Here is a 26070-nt window from a genome sequence, read left to right on the forward strand (position 1 = left end):
CATGAAATCACTCCGATTTCGCGAATCGAATTCGGCAAATCATTCGGCTTTCCGGGCCAGGAAGGCGCCGGGATTCGGTCAGGACGCACCGCTGTGGGCGAGCTGCGACAGCCGCCGGAAGAGCTTGTCGGACAGGATCGTCCGCCGCTCCCACTCCGGTGTTCTCAGCTCCCTGGCAGCATCCCCAAACCAGAGCTTCAGACTGCCCTTGTCGGATCGGTGCGAGAACACGGCATGCGGCCCGTTTGAACTGACCTCAACAGAGACCGGGGCAGAGTTGAACCCTTCGTCGGCATCCTCGAACCCCTCCTCGAGCCAGTGGCCGCAGAATGCGCCAAAGGTGCGATGCAGCTGCAGGCCAGCGACAGGCAACCGGTTCAGGGCATCAAGCAACTTGCTCTCCCCTCCCGCATCGCAGTTGGCTTCCCATTGGATATGGCCGTCAAGAAACAGGTTCCCGCGCACAAGCCGAAGCTGCGAGAGTTCCCGCACGGCCTCAGGCGCATCCTTGGTCTCCAGCCCCATGACAAGGGCCAGGGTGAGATGAAAGATATCCTCCCCCGTCATGTCCGCCGCCGCCCGGCCACGGCCGCCAGGCGTTCGCAGTCCGGCGCGCGCCATGGCACGCGTCATCGCGTCGACCTTGTTGGGGTTCAGGTCGAACCGCTGGGCAAGCGCCCGCACCATTTCCCCTTTCGTCGCCATGAAAGCTGTCCTCGTGAAGTGTCCTTGGGAGCGTTATGCCACCTCGCAGATCACGCGTCAAGTTTACGGTAAAAGTTTTTCCGTAAAATATACGGTGCGCCGCGCGCGGCCTGAGCTTACGCCCCGCGCGCCTCGAGCGGCGCACCGCAGCACCGGCACACCGGGCGCTTCGCCTTCAGCTCCTCAAGGCGGTGCAGCGGCGCGCTTTCCACAAAGCGCCGGACCCTTTCAGGGTCGACGCGGGCACTGCGCGCAGACTCTCGGTAGACCAGCCAGCAATGGACTGACCCCACGACGCTGATCACCATGCCAGCTATGCAGATCAACGGACCGCTCATGGGCTTCCCTTTCTGGAGGTCATCCTGGGCACAATCAAATGGCACCCGCCCTCAAGAGGCTGCACCCTGACCGATGGCGTGTCAAATCCGCGGAGGCATGGTCGCGTCATAGCGCCAGCGCGCGCTGCAGATCTTCATGCTCGAAGGCGCTGGCCATGCGGTTGATCTCAGCCGAACGCGCACCGACCGACCTCGCGGTCTCACGCCAGGTGGCGGTGACCGTGGCCACCTCCTTGATGATTGCGCGCGCTTGCGCGAGCGTCAGGGCGAAGTATTCTGAAGCCTCTTCCAGCAGGTCGAGCGAACAGGTGCCCTCGTCGAGATCGATATTGGTGGTCAGCACCCTCGCCTTGATGTCGGTCGGCACCGGATTGAGATCGTAGGCCGGCGACAGCGACCATCCCGCCTTGCCACGCCAGAGGAAGCCGTGGTTGCGCAGATGATCGTCGACATTGGAGATCAGCACGCTGAAAACGACACGGCGATACAGGGCCTGGGCATCGGTCTTGCCCTGTGCGCCATGCTCAGCCAGAGCGTCGACGATCTCGGGATAGCTCCCGCGCTCGCCATCCTTGGCGCCCATCATCGCCATCGCTGACAGGAATGGGATCCGCACCGTGCCCTCGCGATCGAACCGCCGCGACAGCATGACCTTCTTGCCCGCCACATCGATGAGTTCGTGGTGCGGCGTGACGATGCCAGCCTGGCCAGCCAGTCGCAGAGCGACCTCCTCCCATGTCTCCATGCTGTATTCGTCGGTTTCCTTCGGAAACTTGGCAATGGAGAGATGACCATGCTGATCGACGACCGAGGCCTTCGGACGCGCTCCGCCGAGCGATGAGCCAGGCGCAAAGATGAGCTGGAGGTCCTCGTCGGTCTCCTCATCCCGCAGGATCCGTTCGGTGACCTGCAGGAGGCGCCCGAGCTCGATCAGGGCGGGAACCCCCGCGCGGATCGGTGCCAGGAACGGTTCCTCGCCCACCCGCCGAAATCGCAGCGCGCCAAGCCGGGTCTCGTCAGCGACACCCAGGAGATAATCGCTTTCGGTCAACGTGCGCACCGCACGGCGATCCCGTCCGGCGCTGCGTCGTTCCGCGCGCTGCATGAGGCGGCGTCCCCAGGTGTCGGGCGCGGAGTCGCCAATCGAGCCAAAGGTCGACAGCCCTGCCGGTGGAGCAAAGGCGCCACGCGTAGTGGGGAGAGCAGGCTCAAGCGAGAACCGCTCCGCATCCTTGAGCCAGGCAGGATCGTATTCGAACAGGATGGTCTCACCACCGCGGACACGGTTGCTACGCGCCAGTCCGACAGGATGCAGGCGGCCCTTCAGATCGACGTGAACTTCGAAATCAGCCATCGCGCGACGGTCCCGCTGGCCGCTTGAGGTGGACACTCTTCGGCAAGTCGGCACTGGCCAGCGCCTGGCCGACGCTGTCGTTGGCGATATCCGCAACCTGGCTTAGCCCCTCCAGTAGCCCAAGCGCCTGCAGGACGCTGGCATAGATGCCGATGCTGACACTGGTGTCTCCGGCCTCGATCTTCTGGAGTGTCGACCGCGACGTGAAAGCTCGCTCTGCTACGACGGCCATCGGCAACCGCCGACGCCGCCGGGCGTCCTGGATGTCCGCGCCGAGCTTGCGCAGCGCGCGCCGCACAGCGGCCGGAGGATTGTGAGGTGTTGGCATCTGTCAGCTTCGCACTACATACTATAGGCATATGTAGCACGAAGCCGACAATCTTTGAAGAGATTTACAGATGCAGCGTCATTCGCCACTTCATTTCCCAGGCCGGCAGCTAGTCTACAGTCGCTCGTTGTGGGCACCAGCGACAGTCAGCACTACGCCGGCGTAGCTGATATCGCCGCAGTGCTCTTTGCGCCATCAGGGCAGAACTGGAAAGTTAGCCGGAATGTCCGGGATAAAGCCGCGCGCCTTGAGGGCTGCATCCGCGCCGGCGTAGCCGGCCTTAACGAGAAGCCTCTGCTCGACGCTGGAGAACGGATTGAGCCTCGTTCGCAAGTCGGCCGCTTCGCGAGCCTCTTCACGCGACAGCGCCGTACCGTGTTCGATACGATATTGCTCCGGCGCAGACCCAATGTCCCAGTATACGACATTTCTCTGACCCGAGTTAGCCATGCCGAACAGGATACGCTGACGTGAGTTCTGGACTTGCTGCTGGATGATGTTGAGCGTCCGGTACGTTTGCCCGACCCATCGACCGCCAGGTTTTCCGACTTCCGGGATCGTCTTCCCTGCGTCACTGACAAGGATCGTGCGACAGCGCTTCCACACACGCTCCAGGCCAAGGTTGTCGTAGACGCCGCCGTCCGTAAGTACAGCGCGCTCGGTGAAAGGTGGTCGGTGAAGGTCAGCACCTGCGGCAGCCTTGACGCGTTGACCCGTCAAATCGATTGCAACTGGCGACAATAGAGGCGGGAAAGCCGATGACGCCGCGACTACTTTTGAGAGCGGCAGATCGGGCTTGTCTATGATGCCGACGCGGTAGTCTGCCGCGTAAGCCTTAGAAAATCGCCAGCCGCTACCGGTCTGGAGATTTGTGGCCATAAAGGTGAAACGCGGACTGTCCGACAGGTCTTGTAGAGTGGCCCCTTGATAGAGGTGCCGGTCATAGGCGCGCGCAATGCAATCCGCGGCAGCACATCCAGGGAGAAAGCTGTAAAGGATGGCCCGGGTGTCGATCCCGATGCCAACGAAGCGAAGGAGCGGGACAACCACTTCGTGGCAGAGGTTCCTGGCGACACCAGAGGCGTCGAAGTCCAGATCGCTCCATTTCAGCGCCAGGAAGCCAGCTGCGATCGATCCACCTGAGACACTGGCCACCTCATCAATTCCAGCGAGATATCCGAGTTCGTTGAGCCGGATTAGCGCGCCGAGATGGTAGATTGTCGCGCGATATCCGCCACCCGACAGGCAAAGTCCGATCGTATCCTCGACCTTGCGCGCTTGGAGGAAATCCCCGCCAACACCATTTTTGACGAACTTGCTCTGGATGTCTTCGGCTGCACTAGGCTCGGTCATTGAGCCGCCTCTCCGGCATCGTACGCAGACCGGTTCCCCAACATCAGCCTGAATGCGCCATTGTCACCGGCAATACCCATCAAGGCCGGAAGATCCTCGTTCTGCAATTCTTCGGTCAGCCAGCACATCTGACGGATGTCGGTGGCGCTGGGTCTTGTAGATGATCCCTGAGGGTGGGAGTGCCACTCACCGACATACCGCACCTGATAAAGTGATCGTTTGGTTGCTTCGCTTACAGCGTCGGCAAGTCCCATGACGCCACGCTCAAAGGCGTGAGCACTGCCTCTGCTGTCCACCGGCGCAGCCATTGCCCGGACGATTTGGATGGTCTGGCGGCTCGTGTCCACAATGCCCAGGAGAACCCCACCCGTTTCATTGGGAAGACTTTCTGCCCGAAGCTGGACAATCTCCTGGGCGACAGAGGCACCATAACTGACGACCCATGCGCCAAGCGAGATGCGCTCGACGGCCTCCCCATCTTCATGGTTCAGTGAAACGCTAAGGTCGTCTTGCACTGTCCAGATAGAAACACGCCCAAATGGAGCCTTTGCCGCTTCGATCACGGCGCGGGATGCGATTGCGCTCAGGAGCGCCGCCGAAGATGCAGGGATGCGGTTGGTCAGAGCTCGGCAGGAGCCGCTGTAACGTAGGCCGTCGCCTGATACCCGAAGGTGGGCTTCTAGGTCAGATCTTGTCTGGATCAACCGATGATACTGGGCTTCCAGCTCGTGCAGCTTGATGCCCCGATCAGCGCTCTCGGCGAGCAGCACGATGGCGGAGCCCTCCGGGTTGAAAAAGATCGAAATACGCCGCGCTGCACCAGCTAGGTTGGAAATGTGCCGGGATACCGCGACCGATGCTGAGGAGTCGAGGATAAGATCCGCGTTTGAGATTGCCTCAGCCAGACCGGTTTGGGATGCGCCATCAGCAGTCAGGATGTTGGCATTCAGCCCATGCGCCAGTTCGCCAGTCAGCCTGCTGACGTAGTGGGCAAGGGCAGGCGCTTTCGGAGCCCCCGTATCATCCGGGAAGAGGGCATGGCGTGCGAAGTTGTGCGGCAGGAGAATGTCGTCATCCACGACCGTCCAGGTGAAATGTCCTTCGCGGGCGAGAGTGGTGGCCAAGTGCGAGCCCAGTGAACCCGCACCAATCAGCACCGCCTTTCGCTGGTCAGGCTCGACTTCGCCGCTGACGGCCGCGCCGATGTTGCGATCAAATTCCAAGTGAACGTCGGCAGGCTCGATGCGAATAGCCTGTAGTTCTGCGTCGGGAGCAGAGAACAAGGTTTGAAGGTAGGCCTCACTTGCGCCCTTGCCGCTATTGTTTTTTGCAAGGGCTCCCAGTGCCACCCCCACTTCCCCGGCGCATTCATGAGTAACGAACGCTCGCAGGTCGTGGGCAGTCCGGCCGGCTTCATCGGAAACCGGAAAGGCAACGACAATGGCGATCCTGGCATTAAGTCGCCGCACAGCGTCGTTTCCCAGGCCTGCCCAGGATGTGAGCCTCTGCCGCAGTAAAGCGACCAAATCGAAACCGCACGCTGATAGCTGACTGGCGAGCCCATTCAGCGCCTGGGGAGCGAACTGGATACGCTGCATCCCCTGCGGCGCGACGGACACCGGCACCACCACAAATGCCGGCGGGTCGTCCCGACGCAAATCAGCCAGCTGAGTGATAATGATCGACATGTTATCCCCTCGAACGAATCCAAGGAGTTCCGCAGGCTCGGCACCATCATGCAAGGCGGCCCTTGGAACAACAAGCGTCATAGGGCTGTAGAAGAAGAGCGGTTCGAGAGGCTGCGCCTGATCATGCAAGTCGCCGGCAGCAGCTTTGGCCAGCCACAGCTGAATGCGCCGCAAAAAATCTGCCGACGTGTAAGTCAGGCGCGCTTCTTGCCAGGGACGATCATCGATGCAAAGTGCCCGCGGATACCCTTCGGGTGACCAATTCTGATGCATCGTCTCGGGGAAGTCCGAGCGTAGTGCAAGAACACTGGGCGGCTTTGATTCCTCGCCAAAGACGACAGCTACCGGTTCAATTCCCCGAATGGGCGCGGCGAGTTCCTGCGGACGTTCGACCTCGATTTCGAGAAGTAGAGCGGCCAGCTGGCCGTCTGCGGCCTGGCGCGCGCCAACTAAAGTAACGCCAGCTGCACCGCCGTCACTGATATAGTCGGCCAGAATACGGACGGCGCCGATGGCGCTGTCCGCAGCATTGATTGGGTCACCAAATTCAACCCACCAGCTATGCAGACCAACTTCCATCAAGATTAGCCCGCCCGCGCAGGTGCCGAAACGATACTGGCAGCACCGGCGGTAGCCGAGATGGTAAGCAGGCGCGCACCGCGATCGGTGATCTCGATCTGGATCGGCTTGGGTTTGGCGATGGACGGAGTCTCCATCGTCACTTTGAAGCTACCGTCAGCCTCCCGGGCGACGGATTTGTAGTAAGCGCCAGCCTGACGGTGCGGTGGCTGGACGTCCTTGTCCTCCGCGCTGCCCTTGACCGGCATCGGCTTGCTGGTCGACACCATAACATGGCGCTCGCGACCCTGGGTCTCACAGAGCCATTCGACATCCTCGGTCGGCTGGGTCTTGTCTTCGCCCTTTTCCCACCCAATGGCTGTGTACGAGCAATGATGCGGAAGCTTGAAGATGTCCCACAGGAGGCGGTCTTCGTTGCCGTGCCGCTTGGTCGTCTTAACCATCTGGTCGATTGAACCGCAGTCGATGTCCGACATAAAGAGCGCATAGGTCTCGCGGTCATTTTCGCGGAACGTCGCCTGAAAGACGACGCTGTCCTGATTGCGGTCGATGATGCCGTTGTCGTCCTGACGCCAGCCGAACGGGCTATGGATGAAGAATTCGACCTGTTCTTGCCCATACTTCGAGTAGCCCGGCACATAAGTACCGGCATCGGTGATCAGATGCGCTCGCGCTTCCAGCGACAGCCCCTGCTTTTCTAGCCAGTCCTTAAGCTTCTTGGGCCGTGAGAACACGCGGATGCCATAGCCCTGACGCAAGCGGTGACGTGCCTCCTGCCGGATGATCCGGGCGCTGTCCTGGCAACCGTCCTCAAGGATTGCGGCAGCGGGAACCCAGAGTTCCTTGATCTTGATCCGGCCTTCACCCTGATACTTCGTTGCATGGTCCAGCCAGAAGAAGTCACCGGCGCCGCAGCAATGGTCGTCGTCGAGGTGGGTGAAGCAGACGACGTCGTAATTGTCCCGCTTGGCAGCGCGCAGATCGGCCTTGAGGACGTCCGGCAGGTCGACCCGCTTGTCGAACGGATCATTGGCGTTTCGCATATCGGCATAGTCCACGAGCATTTTCTGCCCGTTGGCAAAGTCGATGAGGGTGCAGTCGGCATTACCGAGCGGGTGGAAAGTTAGGGTCGCAGTCACGTTAGGCCTCGCATCTGATGTTTCACAACGGAGGCGCTCGCTCGCATGGTCATTGGCCCCTGCTCGGAACCATGATCGCATGTTGACTGCCGCTCCCAGATGGGATACAAAACTATACGCATATCACTACGATGTCAATATCGTTTTGATACCCATTAAGTGAGGATGCCATGAACGAAAAGAGCCCCGCAATCCGATGGGGTGTAGAGCAGAGACTGGAGTTCATCGAATTTCGGCTGTTCTGGGAGGGTGGGATCAATCGCGGCGACATCATCGAGATGTTCGGCGTCTCGGTCCCACAGGCATCCAGAGATCTCGCCATGTACCAGGACACCGCACCTGGGAACGTGGACTACGACAAAAGCGCAAAGCGCTACGTCCCATCGCATACGTTCCGAACACGGTTTCTGCGGCCTGATCCAAGCGTCTATTTATCCCGGCTTCGCGTACTTGGTGAAGGCCTGTCTCGGCCAGAAGATTCATGGGTGGCACATGTGCCGGAGATAGACGTAGCGGTTACACCGCATCGCATCATTGATACCGAGATACTGCGCTCAGTATTGACGGCGATGCGGGAGCGCCGTTCGCTCGATGTGTGCTACCAGTCGATGAACACTAAGCGACCCGATCCGGTTTGGCGTCGCATTACCCCCCATGCCTTCGGTTATGACGGGTTCCGGTGGCATACACGCGCATTCTGCCATTTGGAGAACAGGTTTAAGGATTTCCTGCTTCCTCGGATCTTAGAGGCCGGGTCGTTCGGTGATCCCGTGGCGCTGGGAGACAAGGACACACTCTGGCAAGAGTATGTCGGGATCGAGATTGCGCCCCATCCGCAGCTGACAGACAGCCAGAAGAAGGTCGTCGCTAAAGACTACGGCATGTCGGATGGCTCTATGGTCCTCAGAGTCCGGAATGCAATGCTGTTTTACGCCCTCAAGAGACTGGGTCTGTTGGGTGACGCCGAAAAAGAAGACGCACGGCGGCAACATATTGTTGTCGTGAACAAGGAGGATGTGCAATCAGCCTTGGCTCGATCTGAAATTATTGAATTCAATACTGAAGCAGATCTACTGGAGGGGCGAACTCTTGGTGAACCTTGAGAGCATTGGCGGCGGTACGCTTGATGGTCGGGAGCCACTCTTCGACCATAGCGCGATCCACCAACAGCTTTCCCCCTGGTGCTGGATCGGTCGGAGGAATTTGCTTAAACGGCAGAGGCGCCACGATGCTGGTGCCTCAACTTTGTGTCGGACAGTCTCTCCGACGACCGCCTCTTCCGGATCCTGCGAGTGATCAACTGCTTCAGCCGGGAATGCTTGGCGACGGATGCCGGCTCCTTTGAGCGTCTGGTCAGCGCGCAATGGCGATGGCCAGATCGCATGGCAACCTCCCCCAAGGATCCCCAATGTTGACATCATTTCAATCAAGTAATTACTTGATTTGGGAGAATTTTCACCTGGAAGCAGACCGGCATGACCAGACTTGAAGACATCAAACCAGGCGGGCGCGTCACCGGCGTAATGCCTGGCAGCGCCGTGGAGGTGGTTTCTGTCGAATGGATCGGCAACCAAGCCGTCAACGTCGTATATCGGCAGTCGAGCGGATCGGTCGCTGAAACGACAATCTATCGCGACGATGAACATCGCCTCGATGTCCAATCCGCAGGTCGGAATTGGTCATTCGATGCCGATGGCGCTCTCTTGCGCCTGGTGACCGAGGCAAACCGTATCAAACTGGCCCATTTCTTCGACCCCTATCTCGCGATCCATACCAGCCAGGTCGATCCTCTTCCCCACCAGATTTCTGCGGTCTATGGGGAAATGCTGCCACGGCAACCGTTGCGCTTCCTGCTGGCCGACGATCCCGGTGCCGGAAAGACCATCATGTCTGGCCTCTTGATCAAGGAGCTTATCGCTCGCAGTGATCTGGAGCGGTGCTTGGTGGTCGCTCCGGGCAGTCTTGTCGAGCAGTGGCAGGATGAACTGGGAGAGAAGTTCGGCCTGGAATTCGACATCCTGAGCCGAGACATGATCGAGAGCTCCCGCTCAGGTAATCCATTCAACGACTGCAACAGGATGATCGCTCGGCTGGACGTCCTGGCGCGCAACGAGGAGCTTCAAGAAAAGCTCCTCAAGTCTACCGAATGGGACCTGATCATCGCCGACGAAGCCCATCGAATGTCCGCGACATTCTTCGGCAGTGAGGCGAAGTACACCAAGCGCTACCAGCTTGGGCAGAAGCTGGGGCAGGTCTGCCGTCACTTCCTGCTGATGTCAGCCACACCGCACAACGGCAAAGAACGCGACTTCCAGCTCTTCATGGCTCTCCTGGACGGCGACCGGTTCGAAGGTCGCTTCCGGGACGGTGTCCATGTCGCTGACGTCGAAGACATGATGCGCCGCCTGACCAAGGAAGAGCTGCTGCGGTTTGACGGTCGCCCGCTCTTCCCCGAGCGCCGCGCCTACACAGTCAAATATGACCTCTCCCCTGAAGAGGCTGAACTTTATACCGCCGTGACAGACTATGTCCGTGACGAGATGAACCGCGTCTTGCGGTTCGCCGAAACCGATGGGCGCAAGAAGAACAACGTCGGCTTCGCGCTGCAGATCCTTCAGCGGCGCTTGGCCTCAAGCCCTGCTGCGATCTACCAGTCACTGAAGCGTCGCCGGGAACGGCTTGAGGCAGAGCTGAGCGAAGTGCGGCTTGCGGCCAAGAGTGACCGAGCGGGCTTCGCACAGCCCAAGGTCAACCAAGACCTGCTGACCAATACGGATGAGTATGGTCAGGACGAAATCGACGAGATGGAAGAGCTGATCTCGACCAGCGCTACCAGTGCCGAGACGGCCGAGCAGCTGGAAATCGAGGTCGAGACCCTGAAAGGTCTGGAGGGCATGGCCCTTCGTGTCCTGCATTCCGGGCACGACACCAAATGGCAGCAACTCGACAAGATCCTTGATGATGATCTGATGCTCGATACTGACGGGCATCGTCGCAAGCTGATCATTTTCACCGAGCCGAAGGACACGCTCGAATACCTCCGCAACAAGGTGACCGCACGCCTCGGCAAACCTGATGCAGTGGACGTGATCTACGGGGGCGTGACGCGGGAAGAGCGCCGCAAGGTCGTTGAGCGCTTCATGCAGGACAGGGACATGCTTGTCCTCATTGCCAACGATGCGGCGGGGGAAGGCGTCAATCTTCAGCGCGGGCACCTGATGGTGAACTATGACCTACCGTGGAACCCGAACAAGATCGAGCAGCGGTTCGGTCGCATCCACAGGATCGGGCAAACCGAGGTGTGCCACCTGTGGAACCTCGTCGCGAAGGACACCCGCGAGGGCGACGTCTACGCGCGCCTGCTCGAAAAGCTTGAAGCCGCCCGTGAAGCTCTGGGCGGGAGGGTCTATGACGTCCTGGGCGAACTCTTCGAGGATCGGCCGCTTCGAGACCTGCTGCTGGAAGCCATCCAGTACAATGACGACGAGGATGTGAAGGCCCGCCTCTACAAGGCAGTCGACGGCGCGGTCGATCAGAGCCACCTTCTGACCCTTCTCCAGAAGCGGCAACTCACCAACGACACGATGCCAGCGGCTCAAGTCCAAGAGCTCCGGATCGCGATGGAGAAGGCTGAAGCACAACGCCTTCAACCGCATCACATCCAGAGTTTCTTTGTCGAGGCGTTCCAGCGCCTCGGCGGGCAGATCAAACGACGCGAAGAAGGCCGTTGGGAAATTACCCACGTCCCGCTCATCATCAGGGAACGGGACCGTCAGATCGGTGGCGGAGCACCGATCCAGAAGAAGTACGAACGGATCTGCTTCGAGAAGTCGAAAATCAACCAGCAACCGGTGGCGGCCTTCGTCTATCCGGGTCACCCCTTGCTGGACGCGGTGATCAGCATCGTCCGCGAGCAGAACGATCACCTGATGAAGCAAGGGGCCGTGCTGGTCGACGACACCGACGACGGAACGGCAGTCGGAACCCTCTTCCTTCTGGAACACTCGGTTCAGGACGGGCGTCCTGGTCACGCAGGCAATGCCAACCTCGTCTCCCAGAAGCTTCAGTTCGCGACGGTCAATCAGGCAGGCGAAATTCATGATGCCGGGATCGCGCCGCACCTGAACCTGCGGGCCGCGACACCGGAAGAGATCGCCTCTGTTCAGACAGAAATCAGCGCCCCCTGGCTCACGGCAGACCTAGAAAAGCGCGTGGTCCAATACGCGACCATCGAACTTGCCCAGTTCCATGTCGCCGAAGTGCGCGAGCGGCGCCTCCCGGAGATCGACAAGGTCGAGCATGAGGTAAAAGCCCGGCTGAAGAAAGAGATCAACTACTGGGACTCTCGCGCAGCCGAATTGAAAGAAGAGGAAAAGGCGGGCAAGAAGGTTCGGTCCAACTGGCGCAATGCAGAGCGCCGGGCGGAGGACCTGGCCGAACGCTTGCGCCGCCGCCTTGAGCTAATCGAACAGGAGCGGTTCATCACGTCTCAGCCGCCGCGCGTCCGTGGTGGCATGGTCGTTGTCCCGAGGGGCCTGCTCCTGAACAGGGGCAGCGCTGCCAAGCCCAAGGGCTTCTCCGAAGACCCTGAGGCCCGCCGCGCGATCGAGCTGAAGGCAATGAGTGCGGTCATGGCCGCCGAACGTGCCCTTGGCAACGAGCCCGAGGACGTGTCCGCCCGCAAGATCGGCTACGACATCGCCTCCTTCGACCCCGACACGAACCACATGCGGTTCATCGAGGTCAAAGGCCGGATCGACGGCGCGGACACGGTGATGCTGACTCGGCAGGAAATCATCACCTCGCTTCACGAGCCCGAGAAATTCATCCTTGCCATCGTGCAGGTCAACGATGGCTTTGCCGCAGCCCCGAGGTATGTCCGCGGTGCGCTTGACTCGCGTGAACCGCCGTTCGATCAGAACGCAATTCAGTTTGATATAAAAAAGCTCCTTGCCCGAGCTGTCGCGCCCGGAGAGCTTTCTTGACCACCAGATATGCGGAAAAAAGCTTTGAAATCAGATTCTGTGCTGCTCTGAGCGCAGCGATCATGCCCTTCAATCGAAACCCTCAATGGTTTGGCTTGACGCAGGCGCAAGAGCGTAAAAAAGGAATTGATGCCGTTCTTGGTATCGGCGGCACCCTAATTCTATTCCAATTCAAAGCTCAATCGGGAAGCCGAATTAAGATTGAACGTGACCAGCTAACAAAGCTTGCGGCTGTCGAAAAACGATATCCCGACAGCACCTTCTACGTGTTTCCGGAAGCAGAGGATATTCATGCAGCTGCGCGTACCAACTGCGTGTTCAAAGAGGCCTGGTGCTGCAAGCCGTCTGCCTTGGACAAAGAGGTTGGAAAAAAGGTCAAATCAGCCGCTTTCACGCTTGACGCGACAGCCTCAGAACTTTCTCAGGCTCGTCCGATTAAATCTGTGGCCATCGAGAAGACCTGCAAAAGGTTTGGTTGCTTTTGCCCGGGCTCGGCGCATCAAATTATCCATGATCTTCGCCGATCTTCAGGCTCGCTGATCCGCTTCATGGTTGGCAGTTGGGACGGTCGCGACCTGACGGACTCGTCGTTCGCAGAACGTGGGATGGGAATACCTATTGGGAGCGATCTGCAAAGCGCTTCCTTGGCTCGCTACGGCGATCGAGGTATCAGCCCAATTACAAGTGCAGAGATGTTTGAAGACCTGCTGGGCGAAGGTGCGGGGCAGAACCTCGGCCCCAGCCTGCAAGCCCTCTTCATTGCAGAATAAACTAAGGGATCGAAATGACCTACAAGAAGAAACTGATCGAAGTCGCGATCCCGCTGGAAGCGATCAACGCGGCGTCGGCGCGGGAGAAGTCGATCCGGCATGGGCATCCCAGCACCCTGCACCTGTGGTGGGCGCGGCGGCCGTTGGCGGCGTGTCGGGCGGTGCTGTTTGCGCAGCTGGTGGATGACCCCTCCAGCCTCCCGGATCAGTTCCCGACCGAAGAGGCAGTAGAGGCCGAACGCAAGCGCCTGTTCCAGATCATCGAGGAGCTGGTGAAATGGGAGAACTCGACCAACGAAGAAGTCCTGGAGCGAGCGCGCGCAGAAATCCGGCGCAGCTGCGGGGGTGAACTGCCGCCGGTCTATGATCCGTTCTCGGGTGGTGGGTCGATCCCGCTGGAGGCGCAGCGCCTGGGCCTGCCCGCCTATGGATCGGACCTGAACCCGGTGGCCGTAATGATCGGCAAGGCGATGATCGAGATCCCGCCGAAGTTCAAGGACATGGAGCCGATCCATCCGGGCATCAAGGAGCGGTCCTTCTATCGCAATGCCGAAGGACTGGCCGAGGATGTGAAATACTACGGCGAATGGATGCGCGAAAAGGCTTGGGAGCGTATCGGGCATCTTTACCCGCAAGTAGACCTGCCGAAAGAGCAAGGCGGTGGCAAGGCGTCGGTTATTGCTTGGATATGGGCACGGACTGTCCCTAGTCCCGACCCTGCGTTTGCGGATATACAAGTTCCCATAACTTCAAGTTTTGTATTGGGAACGAAGCCGGGACGTGAAGCTTGGATATCGGCCAAACCGAGCCGTGTAACACGATGTGTTTCTTACGAAGTAACAAGAAATGGAACAAAGGAAGAGATAAAGCAGGCGAGAAAAGGCACTAAATCCGGCCAAGCCAATTTTCGCTGTATTCTTTCAGATGCTCCAATTTCTGGTGCATATATCGACGCGGCAGCCTCTCAGGGAAAGATGGGGCGCGTACTCCTTGCAATTGCTGCGGAAGGAAAGAGAGGGCGCGTTTATCTGAGCCCGTCGGCAACTCAACTTAAAGCCGTTGATGATGCGGACGCAAGCATCGGTGAGCTCGACACATCATTTCTACAGCGGCCTTGCCGAGGCACCTTTGCCAGCAATGCTCAAGGCCGCAAGTATGGCATTGAAACATTTGAAGACTACTTTTTGCCCCGCCAACTTGCGAGTCTGACCACCTTTTCCGAAGTTCTCGATGACCTCCAGATGAAGATTTTGGAGGATTGTACCGCATTGGGGATGGTAGACGACGACACCTCACTTTCTGATGGAGGACGCGGGGCTAGAGCATATGCCGAGGCTATTAGGGTTTATCTTTCCTTCGCAATCGATCGCTCTGCGGACCGAGGGTCAACCATTTGCTCGTGGGACTCGTCACCCAAAATGGAAGCACTCCGAAATACGTTTGCACGGCAAGCAATTCCGATGACATGGGATTTCGCGGAAGGAAATCCATTCTCGAATTCTAGCGGGAACTTTAGTAGCAACGTAGACTGGGTTGCTCGATCTGTTGAGTTGATGGTCCCTGCTACGAACGGAAGCGTTACTCAACATGATGCTCAGACGGTAGACTATCCATCAAATGTCGCAATTTCTTCTGACCCACCTTACTACGACAATATCGAATACTCCGACCTGTCAGATTTCTTTTACGTTTGGCTCAAAAGAAACTGCTCCGGAGTTTTTCCAAGAATTTTCGGCTTCCTGTCCACTCCCAAGGGCGAAGAACTCGTCGCAACTAGGTATCGCCATGGAGGGCAAGACGAAGCAGATACCTTCTTCCTTGATGGAATGACGAAGGCTGTTCAACGAATGGCCGAACAGACTAGTGCGGAATATCCGTCAACAATTTACTATGCGTTCAAACAAAGTGAAGTTGAAAAGGAAGGTGTCAGCTCAACTGGCTGGGCGACATTCTTGCAGGCTGTTGTACACGCAGGATTTTCAGTCATGGGGACATGGCCGATGCGGACAGAAATGTCTAATCGCATGGTGGCCTCTGGAACAAACGCTCTTGCCAACTCAGTTGTTCTGGTTTGCAGGAAAAAAGCCAACGACGCAGAGACAATTACAAGAGCAGAGTTCATTCGCTCATTGAGGCGAGAACTTCCCCCAGCAATCGCCGAGCTTCAAGCTGCAAACGTCTCTCCCGCGGACATGCCACAATCGGCTATCGGCCCAGGCATGGGTGTGTTCTCTCGGTATGCTGCCGTACTTGAAGCAGACGACAGCCCGATGATGGTCAAGACGGCCTTGCAGCTGATCAACTCTCAGCTCGACGAGTACCTGAACGACCTGCATGGCGAGTTCGATGCCGAGACACGCTTTACCGCCACCTGGTTCCAGCAACACGGGTTCGACAAGGGCGAGTATGGCACCGCCAACAGCATCGCTACGGCGCGCGGCATCTCGGTTGAAAGCGTCAAGCATGCCGGGATTGTCGAAAGCTCGGCCGGGAGCGTGCGCATCTTCAAGCGCGACGAGATCGACCCGGAATGGGACCCCGAGACCGATGATCATTTCACGATCTGGGAGGCCTGCCAGCACCTGATCCGCACACTGGAAAATGACGGCGAATATGCGGCTGCAGAACTGCTGAAGAAGATCGGCAGCGAGCGGGCCGAGACGGTCAAGGACCTTGCCTACTACCTCTACGACGTCTGCGGCAACAAGCGCCAGGATGCGAAGGAGGCGACCTCCTACAACGGCCTGATCGCCGTCTGGACAGATTTGACCCGGCTGGCGGCCACGATTCATGTGTCCGACAAAAACCGCCAGACCCGCATGGATATTTGAAGGTGATTTGAGATGGCAAAAAGCACGCGTCAATATGTGTTCGAGGGGATGGAGCATATGCAGAAGGGCCTTCAGCCCTTCGTGATGCAACGGCTCGAAGCGGGGATGGGCAAGGGATGGCCGCAAGATGTGATCTCGCGCTTCCCCGAATGGCGGCCGGAATCCAACGGCAAATTCACCCTCGATACGCATAAGCTTCTGAAGATTATGGAGCGCCTCTGGAACGAGGCGTTTCGCGACGTTCTGGACCGGACGCACCGCTCGATCGTCAATGAGCTGATCGACGCCCGCAACAAGCTCGCCCATGACGGCAAGTTCTCCTATGACGACGCGGAACGGGCGCTGGACAGCATGCGCCGCATCCTGGACGCGGTGAGCGCCGGGGACAGCGCCGACGAGATCGGCAAGATGCGGGAGTCGATCCTGCGGACCAAGTTCACCGAGCTTGCCCGGAACGAGGAGCGCAAGAAGAGCAGCTCCACCACGATTTCGACCGAGACTGTTTCGGGGCTGCTGCCGTGGCGCGAAGTGGTGGAGCCGCATCAGGACGTGGCGACCGGCGAGTTCCAGCAGGCCGAGTTCGCAGCTGACCTTGCCAAGGTCCACAAGGGCACGGCAGCGCAGGAATATTGTGACCCGCGCGAGTTCTTCAGCCGGACCTATCTGACCGAAGGCCTGAGTGCCCTGCTCAAAGGCGCGGCCAAGCGCCTGTCCGGTGCGGGTGGTGATCCGGTGGTCGAGCTGCAAACCAACTTCGGCGGCGGCAAGACGCACTCGATGCTGGCGCTCTATCACATGGCTGGGCAAACCCGTGTCGGCGATCTGCCGGGCCTCGATCAGCTGCTGTCGCGCAACGGGCTGGATGTTCCCGAGAAGGTCAATCGCGCTGTTCTGGTCGGGACCTCGCGCGGTCCGCAGGACGTCATCACCCTGGAAGGCGGGCAGGTCATCAAGACGACCTGGGGCGAGCTGGCATGGCAGCTTGGCGGTCAGGCTGGCTTCGACATGATCGCGGAAAACGATGCCCGCGGTATCGCGCCGGGCTCGAACCTGCTGGAAGAGATCTTCAACAAGTTCTCGCCCTGTCTGATCCTGATCGACGAATGGGTCGCCTACCTGCGCCAGATCTACAAGATCGAGGGGCTGCCGTCCGGTTCGTTCGATGCGAACCTGTCCTTTGTGCAAGCGCTGACCGAGGCGGTGAAAGCCGCACCGCAAACGTTGTTGGTCGCCTCCTTGCCCGCCTCTCAGATCGAGGTCGGCGGTGAGGGCGGGCAGGAAGCTCTGGCCCGTCTGAAACAGACCTTCAGCCGCGTCGAAAGCTCATGGCGACCGGCATCGCAGGAAGAAAGCTATGAGATCGTCCGGCGGCGCCTGTTCCGGGAAATCCTGAGTGACAATTATCGTCATCGCGATAACACCTTGAAACAGTTTGCGAAGCTGTATCGAGAGAGCCCGAATGACTTCCCGCTCGGCTGTGTAGACGAAGATTACCGCCGGAAACTGGAGAAGGCATATCCGATCCATCCGGACCTGTTCGATCAGCTCTACACCGCTTGGGGCTCGCTAGAGAAATTCCAGCGGACCCGTGGCGTTCTGCGTCTTATGGCCCAGGTCATCCATGAGCTTTGGATGTCCGGCGACCCTTCCGTCATGATCATGCCCGGCAGTGTGTCCATCAGTTCTGAACGGGTGGAGCCCGAGCTTCTGCACTATCTGGACCCCTCGTGGCAGTCGATCATTGCGGGCGACATCGATGGCACATCTTCAACCCCGTACAGGGTCGACCAAGCTGCGCCAAACCTGAACCGCTACTCGGCCACACGCCGCGTCGCCCGCACGGTCTTCATGGGAACGGCCCCGCTGCACTCTCAGGAAAACAAGGGGCTCGACGACAAGCAGATCAACCTCGGCGTCGTGCAACCCGGAGAGAAGATCGCAATCTTTGGCGACGCACTACGCCGCCTGACCAACCAAGCCAAGTTCATGCACGGTGACCTTGGTCGATACTGGTACTCGATGTCCGCGAGCCTCAACCGGGTGGCGGCAGATCGGGCAGGACAACTCGAAGACGCGCTTGTCCTTGTCGAAATCGACAAGGCCTTGTCGACCTACATCAACGGCATTGCAGATCGTGGAAACTTCGATGCCGTCCAGGTTGCCCCGGACAGCTCCGCAGCTGTGCCAGATGAGGCGGGCGGTGTCCGTGCCGTGGTTCTTGGCGTGGCGCATCCGCACAGTGGCCGAGACAACTCGGATGCGATGACGGAAGTGAAGGACATCCTGCTTCAACGTGGCTCAACGCCACGCGTCTATCGCAACACCTTGGTCTTCCTGGCTGCGGACTCCCGTCAGCTCGACAACCTGAAAGACGCCATGCGTTCCCTTCTGGCATGGGATGGGATCGTTCGAGATGCGAACAGCGGACGCCTGGACCTCAAGTCCAGCGAAATGTCTCTCGCCAAAGACAAAGCTCAGGAAGCCAAGGAGACCGTTCAGACAAGGCTCAAGGAAACATGGGCTTTCCTGATCTATCCTTATCAGGACAGCGCCCAGACCGACGTCGGCTTCTCATCGGCCCGCATTCCGGCTCAGGATGGCCTCTTGAGCCGGGCAAGCAAGAAGCTAGTCAGCGAAGAGGCTCTTCTTCCAGAGATTGGTCCGGAGCGCCTGAACCGCGAGCTGGAAAAATACATCTGGAACGATCGCGACCACCTGCATCTCAAGGACCTTTGGGAATACCTGAACCGATACACCTACCTGCCCAGACTGAAAGATCGGGATACTCTGATCCGCTGCGTTCGTTCTTCGATCGCGCAAATGGTGGCGGGCCCCTTCGCGTATGCTGAAACTTATGATGAAGCTCAGAGCGAATACCGTGGTCTTTCCATCGAAAGCGCAGGAAGCGCTGCCGTCACGATCGACGCCGACAGCGTCATTGTAAGGCCGACTGTTGCTGAAGCCGCGAGAGCAAAACAGGTACCTGCTCAAGCGGAAAGGACCACCAGCACCTCGATAACTTCATCTGGCACCCCAGTCTCGCCAACAACAGCCGACGGGGAGCGTGAAGGCGGGACCACAGCCCCAGTGGGTCCAGCCCCCGAAGCGCCCAAAGAACCAACAAGGTTCCAAGGCACTGTCATGATCTCGGCTGACCGCCCTGCGAGAGATATGGCCCAAATCGTTGAGGCGATCGTGGAGCAGCTGACAACGGTCCCTGGCGCCGAGGTCACACTCCGACTGGAGATCGATGCCGAGGTGCCTTCTGGCCTAGATCGGTCGAAGGTCAGAACGCTGACCGAAAACGCGGCTACCCTCGGATTCATTGAGAAGTCCATCAGGTAAGATGAAAAACTGAAGAAAATGTCGGGTTCATGCCGCCTTCTTGGCAATGCGGGATGAATTCGGCAATTTCTGTAACGTTCCGCATGCGGAGGAGATCGAGCGCCGCCGCGACCGCATGGGCGCCCTGGTGAAATCCCTTGGCACGATGGTGTCGGCATGTGTGGCTCAGAAATAGCGCAGGGCGGCAGCAACCCGGCCCGTTTCGACAGAGGCTTACCCATCCCCGAAATACTTGTCGGCCTCCCCAACCCCGAGGGTCTCAAGCGCCGTACGGTCCATCTCGAAACCCTCCGGCCTCACCAGCACATGCGGGATGAAAGGCCCACCATAATCCACCACAGGATGGCCATCATGGGTGTGAAGCTCCCCGTTCGCTTCTTGGGCCAACATGATGAAGTCGACGAGATACTGGACGCCATTGAACAAGGCACGTCGTTCTGCCGCAGGAAGGTCAACAATCTTTTTGAGGTCGATAACCTGGTTCATCAGGGCAACGAACTCCTGCTCGGTGAAATTCTCAGGGAGTCGTTTGGCGAAATCCTCAAGGTTCATGGTTGTGCCTTCTGCAATATGGAAAGTGCCCGCGGGCTCCCTCAACGTCGGGAGCTGCCACGCAATGATGTAGGCTAACTTTTCCGGATGACGCAACAAGAACCATCACTCGCAATGGCCTTTATCCCATTGCTTAAATTGCGAAAAAGTCACTCGGTCCTTTTCGCATATGGGCTTCGGCATGATTTTGGAGTGACCGGTCATGGGATAATTCATCCGACGTCGAATAGATGTCCGGCCCAACTCGCCTTGGGTGAAGAGACTAAAGGCATTCGAAGACGAGCACGCGAAGCTGAAGGCGATGCTAGCCGGACAGCGGCACGTGACCTGCCCCCAGAGGATTTGCCGCGGAAGATGTAACGCGCATTCGACACGCAAGAACGTCATGACCCCGGAGGGGTGACAGATACTGTAATACGCGATCCGCGAATCGCCTTTTCTCCTTTCCCTCCAATATCGTCTCGCTACTGTCCTTGCAGAAGGACCTTGTCGTTACCATTGGGAATACGCCCTTGCCCCTTGATCCCATTTCAACCGTTCACCCGGTGACTGGCGCAGTCCGTCTCGTGAGCCCGGCGCTGTTGGCCGAAACCTACCTCTGCCCACCTCCTGCGGCCTTTGAAGACACCTCAGCTATCAGGGAGGCGAAGAGCGCTCCTTGGTCGTCGAGCCTTGCGGTCGCTCCCGATGCCACGATCGCCGCCGTATCGAGAGCCCTGAGCGATCTGATCCATGCCGCACCCGCGCTGGATCCCGCGTCCGTGGAGGTGGATCGTCTGCCCGAGGGACGTGCGCGCAACCATCTGACATCGCTACGTGATCTGTGGCGAGACATAGGACGTCTCCCCGAAGATCTGGTACCGCTTGCACACGCGCAATCCTGCAAGGCCGAAGATGCCCTCGCCCCATTACCGCTTCTATCAAGCGGCAGTCGGATCGGGGCCAGAGCCAGCGAAGTTGCTCTTGCAGAAATGCTCGAGCGCCATCATGGCTCGACGGTGAATGTGAGGGCGTTCCCGGGTCTAATCCCTGCCGGGTCCGGTCTTCTTTCGACGTTTCAATCCGCTGGCATTGCACCAGGCGCGCCCATCTCCGTCACTGCCCTGCGCGACCCCCTTGAAGAATTGCGCCACGCCGCCGCGCGAGCGCAACGCATGCTGGACGATGGCACAGTCCATAGCGCCGAGGAGATCGGCCTTCTTTTGCCCGACGATCCCGCATGGCTGGTCGACGCGGAGGCTGTCTTTGCCAATCTGGGTCTTCACCTCGGAGGTCTGCCGGGCGCACCCGCTCGGGATCGAGCGACCGAAGCACTGCATCTCATCCTGACGGTGTTGAACAAGCCTGCGCCCGGCATGGCTGCCGCTGCTCTTGATGCACTGGGTCTCGGGACCTCCGACGGTGAGCTGCGCGGGCTTCTGCGCCGACATCCTGCCACGGGTGGCGAACTTGCGAAAACCCTTCGCGCAATCGCCTCGCACGTTCCGGGGGAGATCGCCAGGGCTCTGCGGGCCATGACCTGCGGCCCGGAGGAAGCCCCCGTCGACTGGGCTGGTCTCATTGCAGCAACCCGTCCCGGTACCGTGCCCGAAGCCCCGGTTGCGGCCACGCGCGGCGCGCTTGCGGTTTTCACCGAAGGACAGAACCCGTGGCGCGAAGTCCGCCGTCTCCTGGCGATCGGCTTCGCGGGGGACCGTTTCCCGAGCGTGTCGGGATCCGGTCCGTTCTGGCTGGAGCACGAGATTGACCTGATCGAAAAATGCTGTGGCATCGCCCTGCCTGGCCGCCGTGCATCGCTCGAACTTGCCCGCGCACGGCTGGATCGGCAGTTCGCCGCAGTCTCGGAAGGTATCGAGATCACATGCCCCGTCCGTGATCGCGCTGGGGCCCGGCTGGCGCCTGCTGCCACGCTCGACTTGATCGCGCACAGGCTTGGGACAAAAGCCGAGGACCTGATCCGCCCCCTGTCAGAGGATCCGGCCGACTGGCTCTTTGACACCCACGTTCCGCTCCCGGCAGCGCCGCGGACTTTCCCGGCCGATCGCACGATCGACCTCAATCGCGACCTCACCGGCTTGCGCCTAGAGGAAGACGGCACGGTGCGCCCCCAATCGCCCTCGCGCCTCGACACGCTGCTCGTGTCTCCTCTCGCCTGGCTTCTTGGCGAACTGGGGATCGAGGACAAGGGGTGGGGGCCGGATGCCCTCGATGCGATGGTACGCGGATCGCTCTTGCACAAGGTGCTGGAAGCGCTCTTCCCGCCTGGTCCACCGCCCGATCCCGGTAGCATGGCGGAGGCTGTACCCGTCACCATCGACGCCGCTATCGAGGATGATCGCGACTTGCGGTTCCTCGCGGCTCCCGCCTGGACGGTCGAACGCCGTCACGTCGCTAGCGACCTCACACGCATTGCCATCCGATGGGCCGAGATGTTGCAAGAAGCCGGGGCAACCATCCACGCGACCGAGGAGTACCTTTCCGGTGAGGCCTTTGGCATGGGGCTCCACGGCAAAGTCGACACCCTGCTCAAATTGCCGAACGGGACCATCCTGGTGATCGATTACAAGAGCGGCAAGTCCACCAAACGCGTGAAGCGCATGAAGAATGGCTGGGACGTTCAGGCCGAGCTTTACGGGGGCATGATCCGGGGCAGCGCACTCGCGGAGGGGAAGAATGCTGTCGCCGTGGGGTACCTCAGCCTCACTGACATGGTGGCCGTGACCAGCGGCACACTGGCCGGAGACCCCTTCGGCCCTTTGGACGCCGATACACATGGTGCGGCGAAAGAGAAGCTTACTGAAACCGTCGCAGCACTGCGGCAGGGACGGGTCACGCTGAATGGAACTGCCGATGCCAAGTTCTTCGGTGACCTCGGGGTCGGTGCCTATGCTCTCGACAACACGATCGTGAGCGCATTCCTTAGGGAGGACGACCAATGACATTCCAGATCGTTGGGGCAGGTGCAGGTGCCGGAAAAACTTGGCACATTCAGGAGACTCTGAAGGAATGGGTTGCTGGGAGTGCAATCAGACCCGAACGCATCCTCGCCGTGACCTTTACCGAGGCGGCAGCCTCTGAACTCAAGGGCCGCATCCGCGGGGCCTTGCTGGCGGAAAGTAGACTGGAGGAGGCTGCTGCGATTGAGCGGGCCTATGTTTCTACCATCCACTCCCTCGGAAACCGGATTCTGACCGAGCATGCCTTCGCCGCAGGCCTCTCTCCCTCGTTGCGGCTGATCGAGGACGCGGAGGCCGAACTGCTCCTGCGAAGGGCAATGGCAGATGCCGAAACGCTCAGGGTCTTCACCGATGATCTCGCAGCACATGGCTACGTCTGGAGCTACACCGGCGGCGACGCCACGGACTCATTCCGCCGTGACCTTCGTGCAGCCATCGCCAAGCTGAACGAGCTTGGGGAATTCGGCGACGATCCGAAACTGCCTGCGCGCGCCGCTGAAGCCTTGAAGACCGACTGGCCGAAAACGGCCGCGAGCGGCGACGAGCTGGATGCCGGGTTGCGTCGGACTATCGAAGCCATGCTAAAGGCCTTCCCGGACGGAATTGTCGATTCCGCGAAGAGCGCCGCCGCGACAAAGGACTTCACATCGAACTATCGTGACCTTCAGCGCGGGCTTTCGGACGATGCGTACACCGACTGGGCCTGGTGGCAGCGTCTCACGAGCCTTCGGGTGAAAAACAACCGCCAGCCGACCCCGGAGGGCTACGACGATCTCGCCGAAGCTGTTATGCAAGCCGCAGGGGCATTGGCCCGCCATCCCGGCCCGAAGAATGAAGCGGCCCAACGCCTGCAGTTGCTGCTTGCGGGCGCGCAAGAAGTGCGACGCCTTTTCGCACAGGCCAAAGAGCGGCTCGGTGTGGTGGATTTTGGCGACATGATCGCCCGGGCAGAGGCCCTTCTGCGCGCCCGTCCCGGAGCTGTTGCGGCCATGATGGACGGAATCGACTGTGTGATCGTGGACGAATTCCAGGACACCAACCCCGTTCAGTTCGCCCTTTTGGCGCATCTCATCAAGGCCGCCCCCCGCGTCGTCCTGGTGGGAGACGGCAAACAGGCCATCATGGGGTTCCAGGGGGCTGACGCGCGCCTCGCCGCGGCCCTTGCTGCACAGCGCCCCAATGATGCGCATACGTTGGACACCAACCGGCGGTCTCTCCCCGGGATCATGAACCTCGTGAACGATCTCGGCGCCGGGCTCTTTTCGGATTACGCGCCCCTTGCACCGCATCGGAGTGCCGCTGGCGATCCACCGATCGACGTCATGCGTGTCGAGAACAAGACCGCGACCAGCAAGGGAGAACCCCTGGCCAAGGGCTCGCATCACATCGCCGAGCGCATTCGAAGCCTGTTGGACGAGAACCGTACAATCATCGACAGGACTACGGAAACTCCCCGTCCCATGCAGCCTTCGGATATCGCCATCTTGTGCCGCACGCACGACAAGGCACGGGAATACGCAGACGGCCTTACGCACTTGGGCATTCCCGTGGACCTCGCCGAAGATGGCTGGCTCACCTCAGAGGTTGTAACCGTCGCCCGCGCGGCCCTTGCCGTGATCGCCGATCCGTCAGATGCGTTCTCCGCCGTCATCTTCCTGACGCATGGCCCGGCGGCGGTGTCGCTGGAGGCAGCACTGACTGCTATTCTGGATGGCAACCTCGCCGCGCATCCAGCGTTGGCTTCTCTCGAGGCGTTGCAGGAACAGGCATCCAGCTGGACGGCTGCAAGGCTGCTCGCAGGGCTGCGGACGGAGGCCGGTCTCGATGATTGGGCCGCCGGACTGCAGGATCCTGCCCGCGCCCACGCCGACCTCGCCCGCCTTGACGCAGAGGCCGCAGCCTTCGAGGCCGCAGACCCTGTCACCCGTGCCGCCTCGGGCGTCTTCGGCTGGGACATCCGCTCCTTTCTCGCATGGCTCGCTATCCGCACGGATGCGGGCGACAATGCACGTCCTGATCCGAGCGGTTCGACAGCACGCGGCGTGAAGATCGCAACCTGGCACGCGTCAAAGGGGCTTGAATGGCCCGTAGTCTGTGTGACCGGCCTCGACTGGCCGGTCGGAGAGCGCGCCAATACCCTTCGCATCGAATTCACCGGCTGGGACGTCCCGGAAACTTTGCTCGAGGGGGCCACGATTCACTATCATCCGGTCGTAGCTTGTCGGGAGGTGGCCGCACATTTCGCCGCCGCCCGCCGCGAGCCCGCCGCCGTGACAGAGCGCTGCCTGTCCTATGTTGCCATGACACGCGCACGGGATCTACTGGTCCTAGAATGGCCAGAATACGTGAAGGAAGATGCGGACACGGTTTCACGACTGCTGGTCGAAGAAGGGAAACTCGAACTCGGAACCGGAGAAATCACTGTCGAAAACTCGAAGCATCCTGCGCGTCTGACCAACCATGGCAAGGCCTTCCCCGAGTCCTTCGCTGACACAGGCATCGAAACAGTAACCGAAGCTGAAGTCCGACCTGGTCGCCCGGAAACTCCAGGTCCGCGCGGCGCGCCTCTCTTCCTGCGTCCATCCGACGGCGGTGAGGCGACAGCGCTATGGTCTCTCGAGACCCGTGCCCTTGGTGCCGCTCTTCCGCGCGAGGCGTTTGACGATGCAAGCCTGCGCGGAAGCGCCCTTCACCTTGCCATGCAGGTCTTTCTACAGCGTCCTGACCGCGCAGTAGATTTGGGCGCAGCCACCGGCCTCTCGCCTGAGACTCTCGCAGCTCTCGCGGAACAGGCGCGAAGCCTGCGCGAGGCATTGGCAGAGCAAGGCTTCACCGATTTGCACCCTGAGCTTCCATTCGATACAGAGATCGCAGACGGCCCCCGGGTCCGCGGCACGGTCGACCTCCTCGGCCTTAGCCAAGACGGGCGAGAAGCCGTGATCATCGATTACAAGTCGCCTGCACCGGAGGCTCCTATCGAGGCCGCCCAGCAGTACCTTGCCCAACTCGGAGCATATGTCGGCGCACTTTCGGCGCTCCGACCTGAAACCCGACTGGCGCGTGCGGGCATCCACTTTCTAGGGTCGGGCACGCTTGCATGGGGCTCGCCCAGCATGTGACACCCTGCGCAAAGCCAGTTGCGCTGG

At 59.9% G+C, this 26070-nt stretch carries 14 protein-coding genes; 7 read left to right on the forward strand and 7 right to left on the reverse strand.

The features are described from left to right. Positions 1-78 precede the first annotated feature (78 nt). The 6 genes from D3P35_RS19685 to D3P35_RS19715 all read right to left on the reverse strand — a co-directional run bounded on the left by D3P35_RS19685 (position 79) and on the right by D3P35_RS19715 (position 7484). Complete coding sequence (locus tag D3P35_RS19685) at positions 79-705, reverse strand: hypothetical protein (protein WP_118137036.1); 627 nt, start codon at positions 703-705, stop codon at positions 79-81. Between the two features lie 444 nt (positions 706-1149). Then, a complete protein-coding gene (locus D3P35_RS19695; RefSeq protein WP_118137041.1) occupies positions 1150-2397 on the reverse strand; it encodes a type II toxin-antitoxin system HipA family toxin in 1248 nt (415 codons plus the stop codon). Continuing rightward, positions 2390-2725, reverse strand: a complete 336-nt coding sequence (locus D3P35_RS19700) for a helix-turn-helix domain-containing protein (RefSeq protein ID WP_118137043.1) — start codon at positions 2723-2725, stop codon at positions 2390-2392. Before D3P35_RS19700 ends, D3P35_RS19695 begins: the two co-directional genes overlap by 8 nt. Before the next feature lie 195 nt (positions 2726-2920). Continuing rightward, the gene (locus tag D3P35_RS19705; RefSeq protein WP_118137045.1) at positions 2921-4078 is read right to left on the reverse strand and encodes a patatin-like phospholipase family protein; all 1158 of its coding nucleotides are present in this window, start codon (positions 4076-4078) and stop codon (positions 2921-2923) included. Continuing rightward, positions 4075-6345, reverse strand: coding sequence for a ThiF family adenylyltransferase (locus tag D3P35_RS19710; RefSeq protein ID WP_157982233.1), 2271 nt, complete (start codon positions 6343-6345; stop codon positions 4075-4077). Before D3P35_RS19710 ends, D3P35_RS19705 begins: the two co-directional genes overlap by 4 nt. A 5-nt stretch (positions 6346-6350) precedes the next feature. Next, positions 6351-7484, reverse strand: coding sequence for a hypothetical protein (locus D3P35_RS19715; RefSeq protein ID WP_118137049.1), 1134 nt, complete (start codon positions 7482-7484; stop codon positions 6351-6353). A 170-nt stretch (positions 7485-7654) separates the two neighbouring features. Between D3P35_RS19715 and D3P35_RS19720 the strand changes: the two genes are divergently transcribed. The 5 genes from D3P35_RS19720 (at position 7655) to D3P35_RS19735 (ending at position 19415) form a co-directional block, all read left to right on the forward strand. Further along, positions 7655-8587 (forward strand): WYL domain-containing protein, encoded by a 933-nt coding sequence (locus tag D3P35_RS19720; protein WP_118137051.1) that lies wholly within the window; start codon positions 7655-7657, stop codon positions 8585-8587. A 372-nt stretch (positions 8588-8959) separates the two neighbouring features. Further along, the gene (locus D3P35_RS19725; RefSeq protein WP_118137053.1) at positions 8960-12469 is read left to right on the forward strand and encodes a protein NO VEIN domain-containing protein; all 3510 of its coding nucleotides are present in this window, start codon (positions 8960-8962) and stop codon (positions 12467-12469) included. Further along, positions 12466-13239: a hypothetical protein gene (locus D3P35_RS26305; protein ID WP_157982234.1), complete on the forward strand. Its 774-nt coding sequence runs from the start codon at positions 12466-12468 to the stop codon at positions 13237-13239. Before D3P35_RS19725 ends, D3P35_RS26305 begins: the two co-directional genes overlap by 4 nt. Positions 13240-13253: 14 nt before the next feature. Further along, complete coding sequence (locus tag D3P35_RS19730; RefSeq protein ID WP_118137055.1) at positions 13254-16070, forward strand: DUF1156 domain-containing protein; 2817 nt, start codon at positions 13254-13256, stop codon at positions 16068-16070. A gap of 12 nt (positions 16071-16082) precedes the next feature. After that, positions 16083-19415: a DUF499 domain-containing protein gene (locus D3P35_RS19735; RefSeq protein ID WP_118137057.1), complete on the forward strand. Its 3333-nt coding sequence runs from the start codon at positions 16083-16085 to the stop codon at positions 19413-19415. A gap of 213 nt (positions 19416-19628) precedes the next feature. On the opposite strand, the gene D3P35_RS19740 is transcribed toward D3P35_RS19735, so the two are convergent. Next, positions 19629-19967 carry a hypothetical protein gene (locus D3P35_RS19740; protein ID WP_118137059.1) on the reverse strand — a complete coding sequence of 113 codons (339 nt, stop codon included), beginning with the start codon at positions 19965-19967 and terminating at the stop codon, positions 19629-19631. A gap of 581 nt (positions 19968-20548) precedes the next feature. Here D3P35_RS19740 and D3P35_RS19745 point away from each other — a divergent pair. Both D3P35_RS19745 and D3P35_RS19750 read left to right on the forward strand, forming a co-directional pair. Then, positions 20549-22906 (forward strand): PD-(D/E)XK nuclease family protein, encoded by a 2358-nt coding sequence (locus D3P35_RS19745; protein ID WP_157982235.1) that lies wholly within the window; start codon positions 20549-20551, stop codon positions 22904-22906. Next, on the forward strand, positions 22903-26043 hold the full coding sequence (locus D3P35_RS19750; RefSeq protein ID WP_118137064.1) for an exodeoxyribonuclease V subunit beta: 3141 nt from the start codon (positions 22903-22905) through the stop codon (positions 26041-26043). Before D3P35_RS19745 ends, D3P35_RS19750 begins: the two co-directional genes overlap by 4 nt. The last annotated feature ends 27 nt before the right edge of the window (positions 26044-26070 follow it).

This window comes from Oceanicella sp. SM1341 (genome assembly GCF_003448965.1).
Lineage (GTDB): Bacteria > Pseudomonadota > Alphaproteobacteria > Rhodobacterales > Rhodobacteraceae > Paroceanicella.

What these genes read in the sequence shown, in the direction of transcription:
- D3P35_RS19725 (WP_118137053.1), top strand. Translation starts at nt 8,960, where the DNA reads ATGACCAGACTTGAAGACATCAAACCAGGCGGGCGCGTCACCGGCGTA.
- D3P35_RS19740 (WP_118137059.1), bottom strand. Translation starts at nt 19,967, where the DNA reads ATGAACCTTGAGGATTTCGCCAAACGACTCCCTGAGAATTTCACCGAG.
- D3P35_RS19730 (WP_118137055.1), top strand. Translation starts at nt 13,254, where the DNA reads ATGACCTACAAGAAGAAACTGATCGAAGTCGCGATCCCGCTGGAAGCG.
- D3P35_RS19705 (WP_118137045.1), bottom strand. Translation starts at nt 4,078, where the DNA reads ATGACCGAGCCTAGTGCAGCCGAAGACATCCAGAGCAAGTTCGTCAAA.
- D3P35_RS19710 (WP_157982233.1), bottom strand. Translation starts at nt 6,345, where the DNA reads ATGGAAGTTGGTCTGCATAGCTGGTGGGTTGAATTTGGTGACCCAATC.
- D3P35_RS19695 (WP_118137041.1), bottom strand. Translation starts at nt 2,397, where the DNA reads ATGGCTGATTTCGAAGTTCACGTCGATCTGAAGGGCCGCCTGCATCCT.
- D3P35_RS19700 (WP_118137043.1), bottom strand. Translation starts at nt 2,725, where the DNA reads ATGCCAACACCTCACAATCCTCCGGCCGCTGTGCGGCGCGCGCTGCGC.
- D3P35_RS19735 (WP_118137057.1), top strand. Translation starts at nt 16,083, where the DNA reads ATGGCAAAAAGCACGCGTCAATATGTGTTCGAGGGGATGGAGCATATG.
- D3P35_RS19750 (WP_118137064.1), top strand. Translation starts at nt 22,903, where the DNA reads ATGACATTCCAGATCGTTGGGGCAGGTGCAGGTGCCGGAAAAACTTGG.
- D3P35_RS19720 (WP_118137051.1), top strand. Translation starts at nt 7,655, where the DNA reads ATGAACGAAAAGAGCCCCGCAATCCGATGGGGTGTAGAGCAGAGACTG.
- D3P35_RS19685 (WP_118137036.1), bottom strand. Translation starts at nt 705, where the DNA reads ATGGCGACGAAAGGGGAAATGGTGCGGGCGCTTGCCCAGCGGTTCGAC.